We start from the raw sequence: 22,689 nt of genomic DNA on the forward strand, positions 1-22,689 counted from the left end.
CAGCTCCTTAGAGGTCTAAGAGTAAACGAGCCGGATCTTCGAGGGCTTCTTTCATCGCCACGAGTGCCAGAACGGCTTCGCGTCCGTCAATAATTCGATGGTCGTAGCTCATCGCAAAGTAGTTCATCGGACGAATGACGACTTCTCCGTTTTCTGCCACGGGACGAGGTTTCGTAGCATGGATGCCGAGAATTGCGGACTGAGGCGGGTTGATGATCGGCGTCGAGAACAAGGAGCCGAACACACCGCCGTTGGAAATCGTGAATGTACCGCCTGTCAGCTCTTCAAGCGTTAACTTGCCGTCTTTGGCGCGCTTAGCAAAGTCCGCGATCTTGAGTTCGATCTCTGCAAAGGTCATTTGATCCGCGTCTCTTAAGACCGGAACAACCAGACCGCGCGGAGAGCCCACTGCAATGCCGATATCCATATATCCGTGATAAATGATGTCGTGGCCGTCAACAGAGGCGTTGATGATCGGGTACTGCTTCAATGCGTGAACAGCAGCTTTCACGAAGAAGCTCATAAAGCCGAGTTTGATGCCGTACTTCTTCTCGAAGCTTTCTTTGTACTTCGCTCTCAAAGCCATTACCGGCGCCAAGTTCACTTCATTGAAGGTCGTCAAAATAGCGCAGTTGGACTGAGACTCAACAAGGCGTTCGGCCACTCTGGCACGCAGACGAGACATCGGCACTCTTTGCTCAGGTCTGCCGTCAAGAGATGCTATCGGAGCAGCCGGTTTGGCGGGAGCGGCTTTCTGCGCGGCCTGCTGAGCAGGAGCTGCAGCGACGGCAGATGGTGCTACAGGCTGAGCACTCTTCAAAGCTGCAATAACATCGGGTTTCGTGATACGCCCGCCGACGCCTGTTCCTGCTACCTGAGCTGCGGACAATCCGCTGTTAGCCATGAGCTTTTCAGCTGCAGGCATCATAAAAGCGCCGGAAGCTGAGGCGGCTGCCGCCGGTGCTGCAGGCGCAGGAGCGGAAGTCGGCGAAGGGGCTGCGGTAGCAGGAGCGGAAATAATAACTTCTTCAGCAACGGCAGCTTTCGGTGCTTCCGGCTGATCCGCTGCCATCCCTTCGGTATCGATCGTTGCGATCAGCTGATCACTCAGAACGGCAGCTCCGTCAGGCTGTTCGATGCTGGCTAAAACACCGTCGGCCGGCGCCGGGATTTCCAACACAATCTTGTCGGTTTCAATCTCAATAAGAATTTCATCGGCCTTAACCGGTTCACCGACTTTCTTTTTCCATTCAATCAAACTGGCTTCCGAAACAGACTCGGACAGCTCGGGTACTTTGACTTCAACAATAGACATTTCTTTTTCTCCGAATTCTTTACAAAGCAACGCTTGAACTATTTCGTCTGGATAAAGCCCTTAAGACGTCCGAAAGCGTTTTCCACCAATTCTTTAAGCTGCTCGGCGTGCTTGCTGGCATAGCCGACGGCAGGCGAAGATGAAGCAGGACGTCCTGCATAACTCAATCTTGCGCCGGAAGGCATTTCTTCAAGCAAATGGTGCTGCACATAGAACCAGGCGCCCTGATTCTGAGGTTCGTCCTGGACCCAAACCACCTCGGAAGCGAAGGAGTAACCAGAAGTCTCTTCTCGGAAACTCTTGTGCGGGAAGGGATAAAGCTGTTCAAGACGAACGATGACGACATCATCGATTTCATGCTCTTTGCGGTATTTCACGAGGTCGTAATAAACTTTGCCAGTGCAGACCAGAATTCTTCTGACCTTATCGGCATCGAGCTCTTCAATTTCACCGATGACGGTTTCGAATTTGCCTTCGGAGAGTTCTTCCAAATCGGAACTTGCCATCTTGTTGCGCAGCAGACTCTTTGGAGAGAAGACGATTAAAGGTTTGCGGATATTGCCAACCATCTGACGGCGCAGCAAATGGAAGATCTGAGCTGCGGTTGTCGGCTGACAAATCAGCATATTGGTATCTGCTGCAAGCTGCAGATAACGTTCGACTCGGGCAGATGAATGCTCGGGGCCCTGCCCTTCGTAGCCGTGAGGCAAGAGCATCGTCAAGCCGCTCTTGCGGCCCCACTTGGCCTCACCGGAGCTGATGAACTGGTCGATCACGACCTGAGCGCCGTTGGCAAAGTCGCCGAACTGAGCTTCCCAAATCGTCAGGCACTTCGGAGAAGAGCTGGCATAGCCGTATTCAAATGCGAGAACAGACTCCTCAGAAAGAACGGAGTCAATCACTGTGAACTGAGCCTGATGCTCACCTAGATGCTCCAAAGGAATCCAAATACCCGAATCCCACCGGTCACGGTTCTGATCGTGCCAGACGGCATGACGATGGCTGAAGGTTCCGCGGCCGGAGTCTTCGCCGGAAATACGAACGGAGTATCCGCCCGTGAGCAGCGTGGCAAAAGCCAGATGTTCGGCTAAGCCCCAATCCACACGGATTTCTTCCTGCATCATCAGACGACGATCTGCGATGACCTTTTGAAGGAGCGGGTGGAGCTTGAAGTTCTCCGGAACGGTCGTAATGACATCCGTCAAACGCTTCAATTCGTCCAAAGGAACAGACGTCTTCACATCGTCTGTCCAGCTGCCGTTGTAACGGGACCAATCAACGGCATAAGGGTTCTTGCCTTCGATCAAAGCCGTCTGTCTCGGCGGGATACCGCTTTCCAGACTGCGTCGATATGCGGCAACCATTTCTTTGGCTTCTTCGGGGCTTACGACGCCCTGAAGTGCCAGCTTGTCAGCGTAAACCTGGCGAGTACCCGGATGGACATTGATCTTCTTATACATCAGCGGCTGAGTCAGTCCCGGCGTGTCCTGTTCGTTATGGCCTAAACGGCGGAAGCAGACAATGTCAACCACGACGTCGCGGCTGAAGCTCTTGCGGAACTCCATCGCCAGACGAGTCGCAAATACGACGGCTTCGGGGTCGTCTCCGTTAACGTGAAGAACCGGAGCTTCAATAAGTTTTGCAGGATCCGTGCAATAGGTCATTGAGCCTTTATCTCGCGGGTCGGAAGTCGTAAAGCCGATCTGATTGTTGATCACGATATGCATCGTGCCGCCGGTACCGTAGCCGCGGGTATCGGCAAGGTTCAGCGTCTCCATGACGACGCCCTGACCTGCAAAGGCAGCGTCGCCGTGAACAAGAACGCCCATCACGCGGCGACCTTTAGGATCATGGCGGCGATCCTGTCGGGCGCGAACGCTTCCGACTGCGACCGGGTCGACAATTTCCAAGTGAGAAGGATTAAAGGCTAAAGCCAGATGGATCGGTCCGGAAGCGGTAACGACATCGCTTGAGAAACCGTTGTGATATTTCACGTCGCCCGCCGGCAGGTCTTTACTCTTGTAGTGACCTTCAAACTCTGCAAACAGTTCACTCGGCGCTTTGCCAAGCGTATTGACGAGCACATTGAGACGACCGCGGTGAGCCATACCGATAACCATTTCCTCCAGGCCTTGTGCTGCGCCTGTTTCCACGATTTCGTCCATGGCGACAATAAAGCTTTCTCCGCCTTCGAGCGAGAAGCGTTTCTGGCCGACATACTTGGTATGGAGATAACGTTCCAAACCTTCTGCGGCCGTCAGTTCTTCAAGAATGCGTTTCTTGGACTTGGCGTCCATGCTCGGGGTTGAGCGGCAAGGTTCCAGTTTTTGCTGCCACCAGCGTTTGATCACCGGATCGCTGATGTACATGAATTCGATACCGATATCGCTGCAATAAGTTTGTTTCAAGGCGGCGATTAAATCCCGAAGCGTCATCTTATCGGCGCCGAAATACGTATTAGCTGCCGAGAAGGTGCTGTCCATATCCGTTTCGGACAGTCCGTAGAAGGAAGGTTCAAGCTCGGGAATCTTCGGACGTTCTCTTCTGTGCAGCGGGTCAAGGTTGGCCCAGCGGCTTCCTAAGAATCGGTACGCACCGATGATGGACTGAACCGCAACCTGTTTTTTTGCCAGATCAAGATCTCGTTCACTTACCGGACAAACAGCCGAACGCGGTTCGGATGCTCTCTGTGCGAAAGCCTCAACGATGGGTGCATGAGGAACGTCAATGGTTTCGACACGGCCGTCGGAAGCCGGGGCCTGCTGCAGACGGTCAAAGTACTGACGCCATTTTTCGTCTACGGAATTTGGGTCTTCGAGGTACTGCTCGTATAAATCTTCTACGTAAGGAGCATTCCCGCCGAATAGATATGAATTCTCTATTAAGTCTTTAATCACTTTTTCACCTTGGACAAATTTCTTGCCGCTCAGGGGGCCGCAAATTATCAGAATATTTTGCGGCTGCTTCACAGGTTTCCTGTTGAGCGTGTTTCAGCAAAAACCAGCCGCTGAAACAAATTGATTATAGATTTGAAGCCGCCGCTCAGGAACATTTTTGTAGGCGGTAAACAACTCCGTCGAAGTCTTGATTTTCTAGTTATCAACTCCGATCCTTACCTCTCAAAACACCGGATTTTTGCTTTCCTTCGCTACCTCATTTAAGCAGTCAAACCTATAGTCTTTGTAGTTCTTTTCTAAAATTTTCCTCATAAATTAAGGAATTGAAAATGTTATCCACCATATTGCATTGGACTTGCGACCCAACTTCGGCCAGCATGGCTTCTCTTCTGTTTCGATGGGCGATTGCTTTGGCGATGCTGCCATACGGAGTGCAGAAATGGTTTCATCCGGAAAACGCGGCAAAGTTTCCAAAAGTCTGATTCTTTTCTCCGAAGGTCGGATATTACTCAGCGGCAATCATTGAAACTTTTGTACCGCTTTTCCTTATGGCCGGATTCCTCACGCGTTTGGCAGTCATCCCTGCAATCGTGAGCTTTACGATCGCTACAAAAGTCACCATAGGCAAAGATTTAACCTCCCCGGCTCTTCCATATTTACTCGGCCTTATCGCCATCTTTGTCGTTGGCTCAGGTCTTTACTCTGCAGATTATTGGCTTTTATATATTCTTGCTGGACATTGATTCTTCTGTCGCAAATTAGGACTCGAGCTTCAATTTTTGAACTCGTTGACGTTGTATATTTCTGCGAACTCTAACAACGAATCACAGAACATAATGGATAACTTTCATAAACTCATTGAAGGCTTCCACAACTTCAAGCAGACATATTTCCTTAAGGAAAGACAGTATTTCGAATCACTTGAGAAGGCACAGAATCCTAAAACCTTGGTTGTCGCATGCTGCGATTCACGAGTCGATCCTGCAATTCTTCTGCACTGCAAACCTGGCGATTTGTTTGTGATTAGAAACGTGGCAGCGCTTGTTCCCGCGGTTACCCAAGCCTCAAACCCTTGTTCTGTAATGAGCGCCATTGAGTACGGCGTTAAACATCTCAACGTCGAACATATTGTCGTTATGGGGCATTCTCATTGCGGCGGCATCCACGGACTCATGGCACCAGAAACCATTGCCGGAGAAACTTATATTCAAGACTGGGTCGGTATTGCCTCCCCGGCTTTGGAACGTCTGCAAGCCATGACGGGCGATGAAGATGAAAAAACACGGAGCCGCCACTGTGAAGAAGGCGCTGTGCTAATTTCTCTTGACAACCTGCTTTCTTATCCTTGGATCGCAGAGCGTGTTAAGAACGGACAGCTCAAGCTTCACGCTCTTTACTACGATTTGTCTGAGGGCAACCTTTATCGTTTCAGCCCTGACTCCGAGGACTTTGAACTACTCTTCGACACTCTCGAAAATCCGTGACTGACTTCGGAAAAATTCTATAGTCCACTACAGAAAAATTCCATAGCGGACTATAGGCAAATTCCGTAGCTAGCTACAAAATAACCTAATGTTATTTCCTCAGGCTATCAGCAAGTTTTCCATTTCACGAATTGTCTGGACGGAATTGAATAGACCAACACGATACGCCTAAGCTCTTTTGAGTCTTTTTGCTCGCCGTAATGTCTGGCTTTCATCTGTGAGATACCCTCTAAAAGAATTTCTTCTTCCTTCTCCCCGTCGTATGATACTTTGAACTCGAAAACCCAATGTCTTTCTCCGGCGCTTACTTCTAGATCGCTTCTGCCGTGGGCATTATGCTGCTCAACCTTAGCTTCCAGTCCGGCACCGGAGAAATAAACCTGGACATAGGCTCGCAAGGAAGCTTCGTCTTTTACCGGGTAGTTGTGATAATCAATTGCGGTGAAGAGTCGGTTAAGAATATGGAAGACAGATTCGGCAGATTCTTCAGCGAGTACTTTTACGATCGGACCGGCACCCACTTGCCCGGCAACCTTACCATCGAGCAATCGCTCTATATACAACTGAGCCATAGCCCGCTTCACTTCTAAGTTTGGATAGTCAAGAAAAACCGTATCTCCGTACCTTACTGCCTTGATCGTCAGGTAGCCCGCTTGTGTCAGAAGACCCAGATCTGACAAACTTTCCAAATCAGAAGCACCTGAAAGTGTTGAAAGTGAAATCGATTTTTCTCGTCCATACTCTTCAGGGTGTCTAAGAGCGTGAGATTTTAAATATTCAACTAAGACGGACGGCTTTCCGCCGCTTTCAAACCAATAGTCCACAAAACCGTTTCGAGGTGATGAGAGAAAGTTCAGCATGGACCACGGTGCAAAAACATGTTCTTTCGCAGTTCTTTCAAAGCAAAAGCCGTCGTAATGCTTGATGAGCTTTTCTGTGAGCTCCTCTCTTGAGATGCCTAACAACAAGGTGGCATTATCTAGGTATCCGGAAAAGTATTTCTGCGTTTCATCGTATGTGTAACCTAACAATGTGCCATATTCCACATCTAAAGAGAGGTCCGAAAGATTATTCAGCTCTGAAAATATGCTTGTTTTATTGAACTTGGTAATACCGGTAATGAACGCAAATCGCAGCGCACCTTCATTTGACTTTAATACGGAGTAAAAAGCCGATAATGCTCTTCGAACTTCATTGAAGATAGCTTTATTGTTCAAGCAAGAGGTAAGAGGCGCGTCGTATTCATCGATTAAGAGAACCAAAGAATTCTTTTCCTGAGCAGTCAACCAATCGGATAGCTGATCAGAGACTGTTTGGAAGGGACGAAGTTCGAAGCGGAAACCAAAAGGAGCAAATTTTCGCGAGATAAGCGATATCAATCTTTCTGAAAAAGATTCAGCATCCGCAAAATCCTTAATTTCCGAAAAATCCAGCCGCACAACGTTGTAGTTCGTATCTTCCTTCCAAAGTTTTTCAATAGCCAAACCTTTGAAGTCCCGTAGGCCGAACTTAAATAAAGACTCAAAAGTCGAGATCAGAAGAGATTTACCAAACCTTCTTGGTCTAGCGAGGAAATATTTACCACGATTAACAGCCAAGCTAAAAACCATCTCCGTCTTATCAACGTAGATTTCATCGGCCATTCTCAAAGCAATAAAGTCCGAAGTTCCAAGTGGTAAAGCTTTCAGCTGATTGATCGTCATTTGTTGTCCTCTGAACTCTCCTTTGTCAATTTTAGGATAACAACTCACATCACGCTAAGTAATGACATTGTTTACCTTGAAGGGGCCAAGGAAATTGCTTTTAGCTAAAGAAGTTTCCCTTTTCCAGCCAGCTATTTTTGAAGACAATCTAAGTTATTCAATAGGATTCTTCGGATTCAATTCACGCATCAACAGACGATCCTCGATATGCTGAATAATCCTCGATTTCTCTTCAGTCGTTAAATGATCGAGGTTGTAGAGAGAAAGCATGAACAAACCTTCGATCGCCATGATGGCCGTCGCGCTGTCTAACGAAGCCGGACCGCTGCTGCGGATCTTTTCAAACAGTTTTCTGTACCAGTTATGAAGGGGTTCCATTAACTGAGGATCAAAGGATTGAACTGCAAAGACTGCGGCGCCCCAAGTTCGGTTCGAGGCAGCAATGCCGTTAAATTTTTTATACCAATGAATAAAACCTAAAACCAAGGCCTGCGGATGACCTTTGAACGGTTCCGTCGCTGTTTCCAGCTCATCCGATAAATGTGAGACGTAACTGTCCATTAACGCAATGATCAGTTCTTTTTTTCCCGGAAAGTGGTACAGCAAACCGCCTTTGCTAATTCCTGCTCGATCAGCAACTGCTTCCAGCGTCAGCTGACCGACGCCCTTCTCCGCCGCGATTTCACGCGCGACCTCTAAGATCAGCTCTTTCGTTTTACTACTGGTTTTTCTCGTCTGTTTCTTAGTTTCCATTGAAGAACCTATCTCGCGCAAAAACTTTATAACGGCAATCGATCCGACCGCTCCCCTAATCTTATTATAGTTTTACTTTACTATTCAGTATAGTAATTTAAAATAATTAAAAATATTTTTTTAAGTTTCACTTAAAAGAGTAATCCATCTATCTCATCTTTTTGTATGAAAAATACAGCTATTATTAGTTAGAAAAAAAATCTTTTATCCTCTTAATTAAATGAACTAACATATTGTTTTGTTGTATCTTAAAATTGACAACCCAAATTCTTAACATACAACATTTATTGGTACTTCTCCTAATTATTTAAACCGTCCAGTCGGTATAGTATCTCTAACTGTTAAGACGTTGATCACAAGGAAAACAAATGAAACCCTTATCTTCATTCAGTCGTCGCAATTTCTTGAGAACACTGGCTGTGACTGGTCTGGCCTCCGGATCGGCATTTGCAGCTCCCACATCAACAGCTCAGCCCTTCAATGAAGTCCACGACTTAGTTATCGTCGGCAGCGGCTTTGCCGGACTTTCTGCCGCATACGCCGCTCTTAAAGCCGGCGTCAAAGACATTCTTATCCTCGATAAGATGGAAGCTTTCGGAGGCAACTCCTGCCTCTGCGGTGGACTTATGTCCGTACCATTGAACCCGAAACAGCAAAAACAGGGCATTAAAGACTCTGTTGAGCTTATGGTTGCCGACATGACCAAGGCCGGCCGCGGATTCAACCATCCTGACCTGGCTAAAAAATTCGCAGAAAACGCTGTCAACATCTGTCCGATGCTTGACGAATGCGGCGTTCAACTCATGGATAAAGTCATCCGTCTAGGCGGTCACAGTGCCCCGCGCACCATGGTTCCTACAGCCGCATCCGGCGGCGGAATCGTCGTCCCTATTCACAATTGGCTCAAGAAAAACGGCGTTCAGTTCCGCAACCGCTCTCAAGTCATTGACCTTCTGATGCAGGACGGCAAAGTTACAGGCGTACTCGTTAACTGCGATTACAACTGGAAGGACGGATCTTCTAAGAAGGAACAGAGAATCGGATCCCGCGGCGGAGTCGTAGTTGCCACCGGCGGCTGGGGGCAGGACAAAGATTTCATTAAAACCACTATGCCGGTTTACTCTCTTTTAGAGTGCACCTCTCAGCCCGGAGCCACTGCCGAAATGCTCAAGGCATTACTGAAGTCCGGCTGCCTGCCCTCTATGCTCGATATGTACCAGTTAGGACCGTGGGCCTCCCCTGATGAAAAAGGCGCAGGCCCGGGAAGCTTCTTCGCCGACTACGCTTTTGCAGAAGGCATGGCAGTTAATCCTAAGACCGGCCGCCGCTTCATGAATGAGCTTGCCGACCGTCGCACTCGTGCTGATGCCGAACTCAACGTCCTAAGCGAAAGCACACCGGACAAGATCAACTATCCGATTGTATTCTGCGGAGAAAAGACCACAGAACACGCGGAAGGCTTCAAAGCGGCCTATCGAGACAAGACTGTCTTCCGTTACGAAACACTTGCCGATCTCGCTAAAGCCTATGACATTCCGCTTAAAGCCCTTCAGCAGCAGGTCGATGAATACAACAAGATCGTTGCAGGAACCCTGAAAGATCCGTTTGCTAAACCTCTTGACGTAAAACAGCCCCTTAAAGCCCCGTTCTATGCCATGCGTCTGACACCGAAACTTCATTACTGCATGGGCGGTATCGCTGTGAATCCAAGAGCCGAAGTTCTTTCAACAGCAACACTTGCTCCGATTCCCGGATTGTTTGCAGCAGGTGAAGTCACCGGAGGTGTCCATGGAATGGACCGCCTCGGAGGATGCTCATCCGTTGACTGCATGGTATTCGGCCTGGAAGCCGGCCGTAACGCTGCCGCTTATCTCAAAGCACAGGGGAACTAACATGAAAAAACTCTTTCTTCCGCTCATCGCTGCCCTGCTTTCTTGTTCTGCCTTCGCTGCCGATGCGCCCACTCTTGCCGGCATGCCGATGAAGCACACTATGGCAGCTCAAATGCAGTGCTCGGCCTGTCACGACAACACGACTGAATTTACAAAGCCTTCCACACAAAAGTGTGAAAGCTGTCACGGGCCCATGACGCAAATTAAGACAAAGGCCAACCCGCAGGATAAGTATCCGCATCAGTCCGCTCACTACGGAAATACAGTCGATTGTGTGGTTTGCCACTCCGAACATAAGGCAAGCCAAGACTTATGCAGCAACTGTCATCAAACCAAATGGACTAATTTCAGATAACCAAGCTTAGATCACCAAGGAGAACTCTCATGAAAAAACCGCTTGTCATCTCGATCCTTCTCGCTATCGCCCCTTTATCTTTTGCCGCCACACATAATCTCGACGGCCGCACATTAACCGTGGATGAACTTTGGGCCATTTCCGCTCCCGGAGAAAAAGTTGCCGTTACACCCGAAGGCTGGGCAAGAATCAAAGCTTCCTACAAGGCTCCGATCGATGCCGCTACTGATGGCCGCGATATTTACGGTTTAACAGTTAACTACGGTGCCTTGAAAGACCAAAAAGTAGCCGGCGCCTCCGTTGAAGCCGAACCGAACCGCAGCGCTTCCATTAAGTTCAACGAACGCCAGATGCGCATCCAGGCCGCCGGTCTTGAACCCTACTTCGATGACAGAATCTCCAAGATGGCCATGGTCATCCGTCTGAACCAGATGGCTGCTGGCTACACCGGCATGAGCGAAGCCGCTGCTAAGGCTTTCCAGGAATACATCAACAATGACGTTTGCCCGTTGATTCCCTCCCGCGGTTCTGAAGGCGCCAACGACCTGAGCATGGCCACCCATATCGGCTTGGCTCTCATGGGTGAATGGGATGTCAGCTACCAAGGCAAACGCGTTCCTGCCGCTCAGGTTCGTAAAGAGCTCAAACTCCAGCCCTATCATCCTTTCGGCATGGACGGCATCTCGATTCTTTCTAACAGCAACGTTGCAGAAGCTCAGTCTATTGCTGCTGTTAAGAAGGCAGAACACTACCTCGCTTTGAGCCCGGTTGTGATCGCTTCCAGCTTAGAAGCCTTAAACGGCAACGTTTCTCCATATCTCTGGCATACCGTTGAAACCAAAGGCTGGCCTCAGGGTCATGAAGCTGCAGAAGCTGTTCTGGCCAACTTGAAAGGCTCTTACCTTTGGAAGAAAGACGCCAAACGTTACCTGCAGGATCCGCTGAGCTTCAGATCTGCCGGTTATATCCTGGCTGCCGCCATGGAAGAGCTGAATCAGACGAAAGGCCTTCTGAATACTGCCATCAACCACACAACCGACAACCCGATCGTCAATACCGAAGCTAAGAACGACCGCTGGTACAGCAATGCTGAAGTCTTGGATGAAATGAGAGCCGGCAAGCCGACTGTTTATGTCAACTCCTGCTCCAACTTCGACAACACTCAGCTTGCTCTTCAGATGGAAAGTCTGACAAAGGCCCTCGGTCAAGTCATGCACATCTCTGCATGGAGAACGACCCAGCTGGTTGATGACCACAGAACAGGTCTGCCGACATACCTCGTTGCTAAGGAAAATAAAGGCGGCGACGGATTTGCCAATATCGCACAGTCTATGTCCGGTCTGTATGCCGACGGTATGGCTCTGACCAACAGCGTCATCGGTTATGGTGTTCCGACTTCCATCGGTATTGAAGAAACCTTCTCCAACCTTAACGCAACAGCCGATCGCCTTTCTAAGATGGCCGACGTCGGTTATGAAATCTATGCCTACGAAGTGCTTCATACAACACAGGCTATGGATATGAGAAAACAGGAAGGCAAACAAATGGGTCAAGGCACAGCCAAACTGCTGGATGGTTACAGAAAGGTTGTTCCGTTCGTTACTAAAGACAGAATCTTCACGCCGGACATTAACAACGGCCTAAAGTTCCTCAAGTCCTACCAAGTTCCTGCTAACAACTAATCAGCAGCTTTCGGAAACCCGGTAAGTCGGGTTTCCGATCTCTATTCCAAGAAAGTCAGTGAAACATTTTATCTCCTTCACGCCGGAGTCTCTTCTCCGGCATGCGCTGATCTTTCTTTCAATCCAAATCCCTTTTTTAGAGTCATTTAAAAATGATGAAACGAATTCTTGTCTCTGCGATTATCGCAGGCGCATCCCTCAACGCATATGCAGAATCTAACGTTACGCTTTACGGCGTTATTGACCAGGCCATAGCCGTCACAAAGCACAAACACGAAGCCGCTAAAGTAAGAATTGACGACGGTATCTATGCCGGAAGCCGTTTCGGTATTAAAGGAACCGAAGACCTGGGCAACGGCAATTCCGTCGGCTTTATTTTGGAACAAGGTTTTTACGCCGAATCCGGTGACGCGGCTTTCGAAGGCAAAGCTTTCAGCCGTGAATCTCTGCTCCAAGCTAAGGGCAAATGGGGCGAAGTCGCCTTCGGCCGTGCCGGCGGTCTTTCTTCCGACTGCGGCACTTACACCATTCTTCACGGCTCAGCTCTTTGGACTTCTTACTATACGGACGGAAACGTAGCCGGCGTATTTGTGACATCCGACAGAATGGATAACATGGTTATCTACAAGAGTCCGGAATTTGCCAACACCACCGTTACCGCAATGTATTCCAACGGCATCGGCGGAGATGAACAGAAGTGGAGCCATAACGACCACTACTACGGCATCGGTTTGGATTTCAACAAAAATGAGACTGTTTTCAGTGTCATGGTTGAAATGTATGACAACAAAGACTTGAATGCCGATAAGACTTATCTTGTGACATTAGGCGGTCAGCAGGGATTCGGTAACTGGACGTTCTGGGCAGGATATCAGTATGCCAAAGACAGTCAGATGATGCCGGCTTGGAAAGCTGCTCCGACGGGGTTGAGCGCTTCCGGCGTGACACAGCATGCTGTTACTGCTGCTATCGGATACAAGGTTTTCGGCGGCGAATGGAAACTTCAAGGCAACTATGCTCATGGCAAAGTTAATGAAGACAACAAGAAGTACAACATCTATTCCGTCGGAACTGTCTATGAATATCCGCTTAGCATGAGAACACAGCTCTATACTTATGCAGGTTACGGCAAAGCCAACAAATATCTTAAGAACGACGGAGACTTCAACTCTTGGACAGCTTGTTTAGGTATCAGCCACAACTTCTAATCTGAATTATCTTTCTTAAGGGCCGACTCGGTTTCACCGTGCCGGCTTTTTGCTTTTCGAGGTTCGTACAGATATTGCTCCAGCTTTGGTTGAGAGCGATTTATTGCCGGGACGAAAAATGGAATTTCACATTAACCTATCATAAGATAAAGATTATTAATGTTTATCTATATTTTTTGATTGGTTATGCCTAAAAACACCATGGGAACAAAGCTCCCGCGGAAATTAGAGCAAAAAATGGCAATCGTCGGAGAACAAATCAAATTGGCTCGTCTAAGACGTGATCTCTCAATTGCCCAAGTAGCAGAACGCGCCACTTGCTCACCATTAACAATCAATCGGATTGAAAAAGGATCTCCCACTGTCTCAATCGGGATTTACCTTCGTGTTCTCTACGCTTTACAGTTAGACGATGACATTCTGCTAATAGCAAAAGAAGATATCCTCGGACGCACTTTGCAGGACCTTAGTCTCAAACACCGTAAGCGGGCTTCTAAGAAAGGTTAATCACATGAAAAAAGAAATCTGTTCAACACTGGCCGAAATTGAAAAGCTGCACAACGTCAAAATCCTGTACGCCTGTGAATCCGGCTCCAGAGCTTGGGGCTTTCCTTCGCCGGATTCTGATTACGACGCCCGCTATCTCTACATTCGACCTCTCGAGTCGTATCTAAAACTTTTTCCTGAGCGTGATGTGATTGAGGGTCCTATAGACGAAGTCAAAGATTTTGTTGGCTGGGATTTACAGAAGGCACTTAAACTTCTAATGAAAGGAAACGCTCCGCTCATTGAATGGCTTCATTCGCCTATCGTTTACAAGGACAACTTGTGGCTTAGAGAAAATCTCATCAGGCTTTTCAACAATAACTCTAACTTCAATGCGCTTTATCGTGGCTATTTCGGCCTGGCAATGAACAACTTCAAGGCTTACCTCACCGGAGAAAGTGTAAAGCCCAAAAAATATCTCTATGTTCTTCGATCAATCTTGGCATGCGAGTGGATCAAACAGAGAAACTCCATTCCTCCGGTTTTGTTCCGCGGGCTTTATGAAGAGCTTTTAACACCTTCGGCCCCGATATATTCAGAACTCGAAAATCTTTTGAAAATCAAAGTTGAAGCCAAGGAACGAACCGCCGGCGCCCATTTTCCTGTCGTCGATAAGTTCATAGACGATTTTTTCAAGGAGAGCAAACAGCAATTTTTCTCATCAAAGGAGCCGGTGAACGTTGATGAATACGATAAATTCTTCCTTGAATGCCTTCGACGCGAAAACTAACGCCTCTCAATATGAGAGTTAGTAAAGATTGGACATTTTCGTAGGAGGCGTTAAAGTACAAAGTACTTGGTACTCATAGAATCTGTCATGTTTGCCGTCTTTGTCATCCTTCCGCAGTTCTGCCTGATCCTTCTTGGTTACCTCCTCACCAAGCGTCCTTCTTTTGCCAAAAAAGATTTCTGGAACGTTACCGAGAAGCTGGTCTTTTATGTCCTGTTTCCTCCTTTGATCTTTCTTTCCGTCGCAAAGGCAAACCTACAGATCGGGCAGTGCAGCTACTTTTTGCTGATATCAATATCAGCTATGAGTATTGCGGTTATTACGGCTTGGCTGGCGAATTTCTTAATTAAAGAGAGCCAATGGACAAAATGGTCTATCTTCCACTGCGGATTCCGATTCAATACTTATATCGGTTTTGCCATTTGCTCAACGCTTTTCGGCGATAAGGGCATCGCCTACCTTTCACTTTTAATCGCCTGCTGGGTACCTCTTAGCAACGTCATCGCTACCGTCGGACTGGTTCATGCCTCAAGACTGAGCGGCTCAGAAAACTGCGGAAAAAGAAAAAATTTCCTCGTTGCCGTTTTGTCTAATCCCCTCATCTTGGCAACACTCTTAGGACTAGTTTGCAACTCGTTCAGCATCGAACTCCCGAAACTGCTCGAGGACGTCCTTAAACCTCTAGGACAATCTTCCCTAGCGCTCGGTCTCATCTGCATCGGCGCCGGTCTAAAAATCAACGACCTCAAACGCTATCTTCAACTGATGATTATCGGAAGCCTGCAGCGACTCATGGTTGTCCCGGCCGTTACCCTCACTTTTGCGATTGTTTTCCAGCTGCTTTCTTTGGAAAGCTGCGTCCTTCTGCTTTTTGCCGCTCTTCCAACTGCTCAGTCCTGCTACGTTATGACTGCTTCCATGGGCGGAGACTCGGCTGCAGTCGCAGATTTAACGAGTGCTCAAGTGATTTTTTCGCTTTTAACGCTTCCGTTTTGGATCAACGTCATGCTTAAATTTTTTCCAACCTAATTTTTAAGTCATGCACCGTCTTTGAACTACGAAAATATTAGATGGGTAAATTTTCACCGGTTCCTTGAAAATTATCGCTCAGCGTAGATTAAATTAACCCGATTCAAACGTATACGGCAGTGGTCGCCGTATTAAAATCGAGAGATTGAACTCAGGAAAAAATCACTTAAGGAGATTTTCTAAATGAAGAAACCCGTCAAAGTCGTCGTTACCGGAGCAGCCGGTCAGATCGGCTATTCTCTCCTCTTCCGTATCGGCGCCGGAGATATGCTCGGTACTGACCAGCCCATCGACCTGATGATGCTGGAAAGAAATAACGAACAGTCTCTCAAGAACTCCCGCGGCGTTCAGATGGAACTGGATGACTGCGCATTCCCGCTCTTGAACAGCATCACCGCAACGTCGGATCCTTATGTTTGCTTCAAGGATGCCGAAATCGCCCTCTTAGTCGGTTCCCGCCCTCGCACAGCCGACATGCAGAGAGCCGACCTTCTGGCCGCCAATGCGCAAATCTTCGTTGAACAGGGTAAGGCAATGAATGAAGTTGCCGACCGCAACATTAAAGTCTTGGTCGTGGGCAACCCCTGCAACACCAACGCCTACATCGCACGTCGTTGCGCTCCGGATCTGAATCCCCGCAATTTCACCGCCATGATGCGTCTGGACGAAAACCGCACTCTGACTCAGGTTGCTCAGAAGGCCAACTCTACTGTCGCTCAGATCTCCAAACTAGCAGTTTGGGGCAACCACGGCGGCACAATGTTCCCGGATTTGACCAATGCCACCGTCGCCGGCAAACCTGCCTTGGATCTGATTACAGAAGACTGGTACGAGAACGAATTGATCCCGACCGTTGCTAAACGCGGCAGCGCCATTATTCAGGCTCGCGGTCACTCTTCCGCTGCCAGTGCCGCTAACGCCGCTATCGACCATATCCATGACTGGGTCTTAGGCAGCAACGGTGAATGGGCCACAATGGCTGTTCCTTCCGATGGTTCTTACGGTATTCCTGAAGGCCTCACCTTCGGCATGCCCGTTATCTGCAAAGACGGCGATTACGAAATCGTTAAGGGCCTTGAACTGAACCAGTTCCAGAAAGACCACATCGCTGCAAACATCCGCGCCCTTGAAGAAGAACGCGCCATTGTTGATGAGATCATCGCTAAGGCTTAATTTGCTTTAATGTTTTTTGGGCCGCGGAAGCGGCCCTCTTCTTTTATGAATTCCGTCATCTTCGATACCAATCTGCTGTTGGATTTCTTTGTCTTTCATAACCCACAGACATCGGTTCTTTGGGCGGCGGCAAAAGAAAGAAAATTTAAGACTATCACCTGCGAAGGCGCAGTTTCCGAACTCGAAGATGTCTTGAAAAGACCTCAATTTAAAATTTCGCTTGAACAACTTGAAGCGATTAAAGAGGAATTTCTGAGCGTCGCTGATGTTCTTCCGATCACGACAGAAGCAAAAGCAAGGTGCAAAGATCCACTAGATCAAAAATTTATTGACCTCACGTTAAGCTGCTCCCCCGCCCTGCTCATCTCTAAAGACAAATTAGTCCTAAGATGCGCCAGACACTTAAGGCCGCTTGGGAGCAATATTCTCCCGCCCGAGAAGGCGGTCGCTTTTCTCTTAACAGATAACTAAAAAGGAAACGAATTTTTGATTTCCGTTTCCTCTTTTTCTTCTTAAAGTGTTGCCGTTTTATCGGCTTTTTCCGCAATTTCTGCGTTAAACGCTTCAATCTGTTTAACGCAAGCTAAGTAATTCTGAGAAAGTTTCAAACCATCCCAGCTTGGGAATTTTCCTCTCGGCTGAATGCGGGCCACTCTTTCATCAAAGGCTTTGGTACGAATCCAGCGCTGATTTTCTAGAACAGTCTTGGCACTTTCCGGATCGTTGCAGATCAAAATCATGTCGCAGCCGGCTGCGAGTGCCGCATCGCTGCGGGCTGTGATTTCACCGACCTCGGAGGCGCCTTTCATCGAAAGGTCATCGCTGAAGATCAAACCGTTGTAACCCAGACGGCCTCTCAGTTCTTCCTGAAGCCACTTCTTGGAGAAGCCTGCCGGCGCCGGAGAGACTTGAGGATAAGTGACATGAGCGGGCATCACAGAAGTGAGCAACGTTCCCATGGAAGCGTACGGAACTTCATCGTTGGTTCTGATATCGGTCAAAGGTCTGTCGTCAACCGGAAGCTCGACGTGGGAATCAGCGGTCGCATAACCGTGTCCGGGAAAATGCTTGCCGCAGCAAGCCATACCTGCCTGCGCCATGCCGCTCACCATCGCTGTGGCCAGTATGCTGACAACGCGAGGATTGCGATGGAAAGCTCGATTACCGATAACTGCGCTCTGACCATAATCCAGATCCAGACAGGGAGCAAAAGTAAAGTCGACGCCGCAGGCTCTTAGTTCGGAAGCCATCACCAAGCCGCAGGCCGCCGTCAGATTGTGCGCTCTCTGCGGATCCGTATCGTAAAGCTGTCCTAAAGAACGAGCCGACGGAATCTTCGTGAATTCTTCTCTAAAGCGCTGAATTCTTCCGCCTTCATGGTCCACGCCGATCAGCAGCGAAGGATTTCTCAAAGAATGGATGTCATGCGTCAGGTTATGGAGCTGCTCGCGGTTCTCATAGTTGCGCGTAAACAAGATGACCATGCCGACCATCGGATTCTGAAGAATTTTGACTTCTTCATCCGTCAGACTGGTTCCGGCGATATCAACTACGACTGGTCCGAGAGGACGATCGACTTTTTCCATGGTTTATTCCTTTTCAATCACAACCATCGCCATTGCTGACGAATCCGTGTCACTTATAGAGACATGACACTTTAATCTCTGATTCTTAATTTGTACGGCCAACTTGCCCGAAAGTTGGACATAGGGTGCGCCGAGCTCGTTATTTAAGATACTGATATCCGAAAAATTCACGGCTCCGCGAAATCCTGTACCAAGCGCTTTTGAGAATGCTTCTTTTGCTGCCCAGCGGCTTGCGAGATAGCGATATCCCCTTTCTTCAGAAGCCTCGCAGCGAACGGCATAAACAGGCTGCTCAGATTCTGAGAGCACCGTCTCGCAAAACTTCGGCTGCCTCAGGCATGCCTTTTTGATGCGGGCAATATCAACAATATCGCAGCCGATTCCGCTGATCATCTTTAATCCTCTTTTGGCTCTTCACCGTAGGCGTCGTCCAGCGGAATGCCGGGCAGACTCATAAATCCAAAAGCCACGGCAGTAATCGCGCCGAGAATTCCCCAAACAATCCAGTTCGGCGGTAAGCCGAGCGTGAATTCAGCAAGTAGATAAAAAATCGCAACCTGAGGCAGAACGGCCCAAAACACCGGTTTTCCGTCATCATGCAAGCGGCGAACCGAAATCGTAAAAGAAGGCACAGCAATGTAGAGCCAGCCGCAGAGAACCAAGCCCACAAACACCAGAATCGTGTCTGTTGTCGTGTCCGAGATCACCATCAGCAAAGCAAGATAACAGACGGCAAAGGCCCAGAATCTCCAAAACCTTCCTAAGCCGGCACGGCCCTGCAGTTTGGCGTAATTGCGCGTCATGTCGTCATAAAGCTCACGGACATGCAGGGGCATTCTGTCGCGGTAGGACTCGAGTTCAAACGGATTTTTTCCCGGGGTCGGATTTTTCATTTTTTTCTATAACTTATTCAATTCGTTAAGGATACGGCGCGTGTTGAGCGGCGCGTCCTCGAGATAATAGCGGATAAGGTCACGCATCAACATTCGGGCTTCCCATTCCTGCGTTCCGCTCTGAAGCGTATTGCTGCTCAGGGCTTCTAACGTCACACCTGATATACCGCTGCCCTCAAAGGCCGTGCCGTCATTGGCAACAAAATCGCCTCGAACAAATCGATAGTGCTTAGCGGGAAACGGACCGGAAGGAAGCGCATAACCCAACACCTTTAAAAAGTCACGTTCAAAGTAGCGGAGCGGAACAAGGTAATCCTTTTCGACAGCCAGTTTTTTGAGCGTGTCGTAATAGATCGTGAATAATGCCGGCTCCGGCTCTCCTCTAGGCAGCAGGCGAACTAAGAGTTCATTGATGTAAAAGGCCGACATGAGAACTTTTTCGTTCATTGGTATCGTCCCGTACCATTCGCAGCGCGTAAGATTTTTTACTTCGCCTTTGCCGGAATAGGAAACTGCAAGAGGACAGAATGGATTAAGCAGTCCGCGGTATTGAGACATCGGTCGTTTTGCTCCGCGCGCAACCAAAGGAATACGTCCGTAATCGCGGGTAAAAAACTCCACGATAAGACTCGTCTCTCTCCATGGATAAGTGTGGAGAACAAACGCGGGCTGCTGATCAACCCGATATTCCGAACGACCTTTCTCGGCCATCAAATGAACCTCAAAATAAAGAGGTCATTTTAGCAAATAGGCATGAATCCCCGCTGCAGCGGTTCGATCGCAAAAAGACCGCCATTGGTTAGAAGATGAACGGATTGACGTTAGAGATTTCCATTATTACCGCTGTTCAAACGTCAAAAAGAGAAGCCGCCCGTGTCGCAAACTCGTAAAATATTTTTGGGTTACCCCTATCCCACCGTTTGAGTATGCCGATGATCCCAGAATTAACCGACACAGTGCGACAAAATTTGCAGCTTTGTCTTCGCTGTTTGGTCATTTGCTGTTTCTGCTCGTTAGTGTCATTCAGTGGAGATAGTCTTGCTAAAGAAGAGAGGGTTATTACAATCGGTGTACTTGAGAGCTCCCTTAGTGCAGCCGACAAATCGGCTATCTCCCAGACGCTTGAAGCTCTAAAGAAACTCCCTGGATACCGTTTAGATGTTCAATACTACAACCCGTCTGAACTCGAGGATCAACTCGTTCGAAAGAGGCTCGACTATTTCATTGGTACCTCCGGTTTTTATCGAAAGTTTCAATCCTTTGGTCTAAGAAGCGTCGCAACGCTCTTTACCGAAGTCGCCCCTAATCCCAGATATGCCACAGGTTCAGTCTTTGTCGTAAGGAATGACAGTCCCATCAAAAAAATTTCGGATTTAAAAGGTAAAACGGCGCTCGCCTCCTGGGCAAAGGGCTTTTCTTCCTTCTATACGCCGATGGGAGAGATCTACAAGCAAGGTTTTGATCCGGAGTCCTTCTTTTCTGTCTATAAAACGTATGGGCCGCCGATGAGCGACCTGCTGCAAAAACTCGATAAGAATGAAGGAGACGTGGTCCTCATGCGTGCCTGTCTGCTCGAAGACCTTGAGAAAACGCAGCCAGATATTTTCAAGCGTTATAGAGTACTCAATGAGAAAAAAGACAACCTGCTGTGCTGCAAGCACTCGACGGACTTGTATCCCAATTGGACTTTGGTCGCAACGCCTTTAGCGCCATGGACAGAAACACGTGAAATCACTAAATGTTTGTTAAATATCCCGGATTCAGCAGGCTTCGGCTGGGCAACGGTTCCGGATTTCAACACGATCGACGAACTCTACAAATCACTTAAAGTAGGTCCATATTCCTATCTGAGGATTCAAACCGTTCAAGGTTTCATCTATCGCTACCGTTTTCCGCTCCTGTTTGCCCTCTTCTGCATCTTAATGCTGTGCGTTCACTCTTGGAGAACCAATGTCTTGGTGAAGAGAAGAACCCAATCCCTGCGGATCGCTTATGAAAAAGAGGCTGAACTCAGAAGAAAAGTCCGTGAAAGCGAACAGCGCATTGATCAGCTTCAAAAGACCGAAATCATCGGCGCGATGTCGAGCCTGATCGCGCACGAGATCAATGGCCCTTTGACTACAATCGACAATTACTGTCGAGGCATCAAACGCAAACTTGAGGTCGAAGGGAATGACAACAGCTGGCTGGATAGACCGATGTCCTTGATTGTCAAACAAACCGCCAAGATTTCGGACATTGTCTCGAGGGTCCGCGCTTATGCAAAACGTGACGAACCGGAATTTACAAAAATTGAAGCGGATAAACTTCTTAGAAGCTGCGTCAGCGATATACGCATGCGCTATCCCAATTGCCAAATCGTTCTCAGCCACACAGAACCGGCGGTTGTGCTGGGACACATTCTTGAGTTCGAAGTTCTTTTAGAAAATATCATCAAGAATGCCATCCAAGCTGCCCAAACAGCCGACACAAATCGGATAGAAATTCGGCAATTATGTGAAAACAACTCAATGTACGTTCGTATTTTGAATGCGTCCTCTGTCCGTTCGTCTGAAGAACTCGAAAAGCACCTTCAGCCTCTGCACTCCTCTAAAAATCAAGGCTTAGGAATCGGATTGCTGATCTGCCGCACGATTGCAGAAAAAATGCGCGGTAATTTAAGTGTTACCTATAAGGACGGTGAAGTCTTTACAGAGGTTAAGATTCCTTTATTCGTTCCTCAGGAAAAAGAAAATGCTGATCAGAATTGTTGATGACGATGAGGATCTGGCTGAAAGCCTGAAATTTTTGTTGGAGCCGGAAGGCTGGGAAGTCGTCAGCTACCCCAGTGCTGAAGACTATTTGAAATCAGATGCGCCGAGCGTGGAAGGGTGTCTTCTGCTGGATATTCGCATGCCTGGCCTTTCCGGGCTGGAACTCCAAGAAAAAATGAAGGAACGCGGCTGGGAGGTGCCGATCATTTTCTTAACCGGGCACGGAGATGTCGACGTAGCTGTGCAGGCGATGAAATTCGGCGCTTATGATTTCCTTCAAAAACCTGTCAAAGCCGAGCGACTCATCCAAGCCATTTCCAGCGTTGCCTCAATGCTCAAGGAGAAGCGGGATTACGGTGCAAGTTTGGAATATTGGTACAAGAAATTCCAGCTGCTCACCGACCGCGAACGGAGCGTCACGATACTGGCGTCTCAAGGCCTCTTGAATCAAGAAATTTCCGAGCGTCTGAATATAAGTACCAGAACAGTGCATACGCATCGACTGAATTCCTACAAAAAATTAGATGTTCACAGCACTTCAGACTTAGCCCCAATCGCGGCTCTGTATAGAAGCCGCAAAATAACTCTGTGAAAAATCCGTTTCATCGATTCAGACAGGCTAAAAGATATTTTTTTTGAAGAGAATTTGATAATTCTCAAATTGCTTAAGCAATCAAAAAATAAAAATAA

The 22,689-nt window shown here is 48.2% G+C and carries 22 protein-coding genes; 14 read left to right on the forward strand and 8 right to left on the reverse strand.

What is annotated here, in order from left to right:
- Nucleotides 1–7: 7 nt before the first annotated feature.
- Nucleotides 8–1,315, reverse strand: a complete 1,308-nt coding sequence (gene odhB / locus ACZND6_RS01590) for a 2-oxoglutarate dehydrogenase complex dihydrolipoyllysine-residue succinyltransferase (RefSeq protein WP_489524319.1) — start codon at nucleotides 1,313–1,315, stop codon at nucleotides 8–10.
- 38 nt (nucleotides 1,316–1,353) lie between these two features.
- Entirely contained in the window at nucleotides 1,354–4,212 is a 2,859-nt protein-coding gene (locus tag ACZND6_RS01595; RefSeq protein WP_300876567.1) for a 2-oxoglutarate dehydrogenase E1 component, read from the reverse strand.
- Between the two features lie 329 nt (nucleotides 4,213–4,541).
- Here ACZND6_RS01595 and ACZND6_RS01600 point away from each other — a divergent pair, with 329 nt between their 5' ends.
- The 3 genes from ACZND6_RS01600 to ACZND6_RS01610 all read left to right on the forward strand — a co-directional run bounded on the left by ACZND6_RS01600 (nucleotide 4,542) and on the right by ACZND6_RS01610 (nucleotide 5,696).
- Nucleotides 4,542–4,694, forward strand: coding sequence for a hypothetical protein (locus ACZND6_RS01600; protein ID WP_300876570.1), 153 nt, complete (start codon nucleotides 4,542–4,544; stop codon nucleotides 4,692–4,694).
- 66 nt (nucleotides 4,695–4,760) lie between these two features.
- Nucleotides 4,761–4,955: a hypothetical protein gene (locus ACZND6_RS01605; protein ID WP_418805394.1), complete on the forward strand. Its 195-nt coding sequence runs from the start codon at nucleotides 4,761–4,763 to the stop codon at nucleotides 4,953–4,955.
- A gap of 93 nt (nucleotides 4,956–5,048) precedes the next feature.
- Nucleotides 5,049–5,696 carry a carbonic anhydrase gene (locus ACZND6_RS01610; RefSeq protein WP_300876573.1) on the forward strand — a complete coding sequence of 216 codons (648 nt, stop codon included), beginning with the start codon at nucleotides 5,049–5,051 and terminating at the stop codon, nucleotides 5,694–5,696.
- Between the two features lie 107 nt (nucleotides 5,697–5,803).
- Here the strand turns inward: ACZND6_RS01610 and ACZND6_RS01615 are convergent, their stop codons facing one another.
- Complete coding sequence (locus ACZND6_RS01615; protein WP_489524320.1) at nucleotides 5,804–7,399, reverse strand: AAA family ATPase; 1,596 nt, start codon at nucleotides 7,397–7,399, stop codon at nucleotides 5,804–5,806.
- Nucleotides 7,400–7,552: 153 nt separating this feature from the next.
- On the reverse strand, nucleotides 7,553–8,152 hold the full coding sequence (locus ACZND6_RS01620; protein ID WP_293737721.1) for a TetR/AcrR family transcriptional regulator: 600 nt from the start codon (nucleotides 8,150–8,152) through the stop codon (nucleotides 7,553–7,555).
- Nucleotides 8,153–8,520: 368 nt separating this feature from the next.
- Between ACZND6_RS01620 and ACZND6_RS01625 the strand changes: the two genes are divergently transcribed.
- The 9 genes from ACZND6_RS01625 (at nucleotide 8,521) to ACZND6_RS01665 (ending at nucleotide 17,238) form a co-directional block, all read left to right on the forward strand.
- Nucleotides 8,521–10,044 carry a flavocytochrome c gene (locus ACZND6_RS01625; protein ID WP_300876576.1) on the forward strand — a complete coding sequence of 508 codons (1,524 nt, stop codon included), beginning with the start codon at nucleotides 8,521–8,523 and terminating at the stop codon, nucleotides 10,042–10,044.
- Between the two features lies 1 nt (nucleotide 10,045).
- Nucleotides 10,046–10,399 carry a cytochrome c3 family protein gene (locus ACZND6_RS01630; RefSeq protein ID WP_293737723.1) on the forward strand — a complete coding sequence of 118 codons (354 nt, stop codon included), beginning with the start codon at nucleotides 10,046–10,048 and terminating at the stop codon, nucleotides 10,397–10,399.
- Between the two features lie 29 nt (nucleotides 10,400–10,428).
- The gene (locus ACZND6_RS01635) at nucleotides 10,429–12,081 is read left to right on the forward strand and encodes an HAL/PAL/TAL family ammonia-lyase (RefSeq protein ID WP_300876579.1); all 1,653 of its coding nucleotides are present in this window, start codon (nucleotides 10,429–10,431) and stop codon (nucleotides 12,079–12,081) included.
- Nucleotides 12,082–12,233: 152 nt separating this feature from the next.
- On the forward strand, nucleotides 12,234–13,289 hold the full coding sequence (locus ACZND6_RS01640) for a porin (RefSeq protein WP_489524321.1): 1,056 nt from the start codon (nucleotides 12,234–12,236) through the stop codon (nucleotides 13,287–13,289).
- A gap of 186 nt (nucleotides 13,290–13,475) precedes the next feature.
- Nucleotides 13,476–13,796 carry a helix-turn-helix domain-containing protein gene (locus ACZND6_RS01645; RefSeq protein ID WP_489524322.1) on the forward strand — a complete coding sequence of 107 codons (321 nt, stop codon included), beginning with the start codon at nucleotides 13,476–13,478 and terminating at the stop codon, nucleotides 13,794–13,796.
- 4 nt (nucleotides 13,797–13,800) lie between these two features.
- Nucleotides 13,801–14,565, forward strand: a complete 765-nt coding sequence (locus ACZND6_RS01650) for a nucleotidyltransferase domain-containing protein (RefSeq protein WP_302295628.1) — start codon at nucleotides 13,801–13,803, stop codon at nucleotides 14,563–14,565.
- An 87-nt stretch (nucleotides 14,566–14,652) separates the two neighbouring features.
- Nucleotides 14,653–15,594 (forward strand): AEC family transporter, encoded by a 942-nt coding sequence (locus tag ACZND6_RS01655; RefSeq protein ID WP_118631349.1) that lies wholly within the window; start codon nucleotides 14,653–14,655, stop codon nucleotides 15,592–15,594.
- 183 nt (nucleotides 15,595–15,777) lie between these two features.
- The gene (locus ACZND6_RS01660; RefSeq protein WP_489524323.1) at nucleotides 15,778–16,767 is read left to right on the forward strand and encodes a malate dehydrogenase; all 990 of its coding nucleotides are present in this window, start codon (nucleotides 15,778–15,780) and stop codon (nucleotides 16,765–16,767) included.
- Nucleotides 16,768–16,812: 45 nt separating this feature from the next.
- Nucleotides 16,813–17,238: a putative toxin-antitoxin system toxin component, PIN family gene (locus ACZND6_RS01665; protein WP_293737395.1), complete on the forward strand. Its 426-nt coding sequence runs from the start codon at nucleotides 16,813–16,815 to the stop codon at nucleotides 17,236–17,238.
- 41 nt (nucleotides 17,239–17,279) lie between these two features.
- Here the strand turns inward: ACZND6_RS01665 and nagZ are convergent, their stop codons facing one another.
- Genes nagZ through recO form a run of 4 tightly spaced genes read right to left on the reverse strand, consistent with a single transcriptional unit; the run spans nucleotide 17,280 to nucleotide 19,957 of the window.
- Nucleotides 17,280–18,353 (reverse strand): beta-N-acetylhexosaminidase, encoded by a 1,074-nt coding sequence (gene nagZ, locus ACZND6_RS01670; protein WP_008810977.1) that lies wholly within the window; start codon nucleotides 18,351–18,353, stop codon nucleotides 17,280–17,282.
- A gap of 3 nt (nucleotides 18,354–18,356) precedes the next feature.
- Nucleotides 18,357–18,746, reverse strand: a complete 390-nt coding sequence (gene acpS / locus ACZND6_RS01675) for a holo-ACP synthase (protein ID WP_008864145.1) — start codon at nucleotides 18,744–18,746, stop codon at nucleotides 18,357–18,359.
- Between the two features lie 2 nt (nucleotides 18,747–18,748).
- Complete coding sequence (locus tag ACZND6_RS01680; RefSeq protein WP_008810975.1) at nucleotides 18,749–19,246, reverse strand: DUF805 domain-containing protein; 498 nt, start codon at nucleotides 19,244–19,246, stop codon at nucleotides 18,749–18,751.
- Nucleotides 19,247–19,252: 6 nt separating this feature from the next.
- Nucleotides 19,253–19,957, reverse strand: a complete 705-nt coding sequence (recO, locus tag ACZND6_RS01685; RefSeq protein ID WP_118631353.1) for a DNA repair protein RecO — start codon at nucleotides 19,955–19,957, stop codon at nucleotides 19,253–19,255.
- 305 nt (nucleotides 19,958–20,262) lie between these two features.
- On the opposite strand from recO, the gene ACZND6_RS01690 reads away from it, so the two are divergent.
- Both ACZND6_RS01690 and ACZND6_RS01695 read left to right on the forward strand, forming a co-directional pair.
- Nucleotides 20,263–21,999 carry a sensor histidine kinase gene (locus tag ACZND6_RS01690; protein ID WP_370748067.1) on the forward strand — a complete coding sequence of 579 codons (1,737 nt, stop codon included), beginning with the start codon at nucleotides 20,263–20,265 and terminating at the stop codon, nucleotides 21,997–21,999.
- Nucleotides 21,980–22,591, forward strand: a complete 612-nt coding sequence (locus ACZND6_RS01695) for a response regulator transcription factor (RefSeq protein WP_008810972.1) — start codon at nucleotides 21,980–21,982, stop codon at nucleotides 22,589–22,591. Before ACZND6_RS01690 ends, ACZND6_RS01695 begins: the two co-directional genes overlap by 20 nt.
- Nucleotides 22,592–22,689: the final 98 nt, after the last annotated feature.

The sequence above is a fragment of the Parasutterella sp. genome (assembly GCF_057870745.1).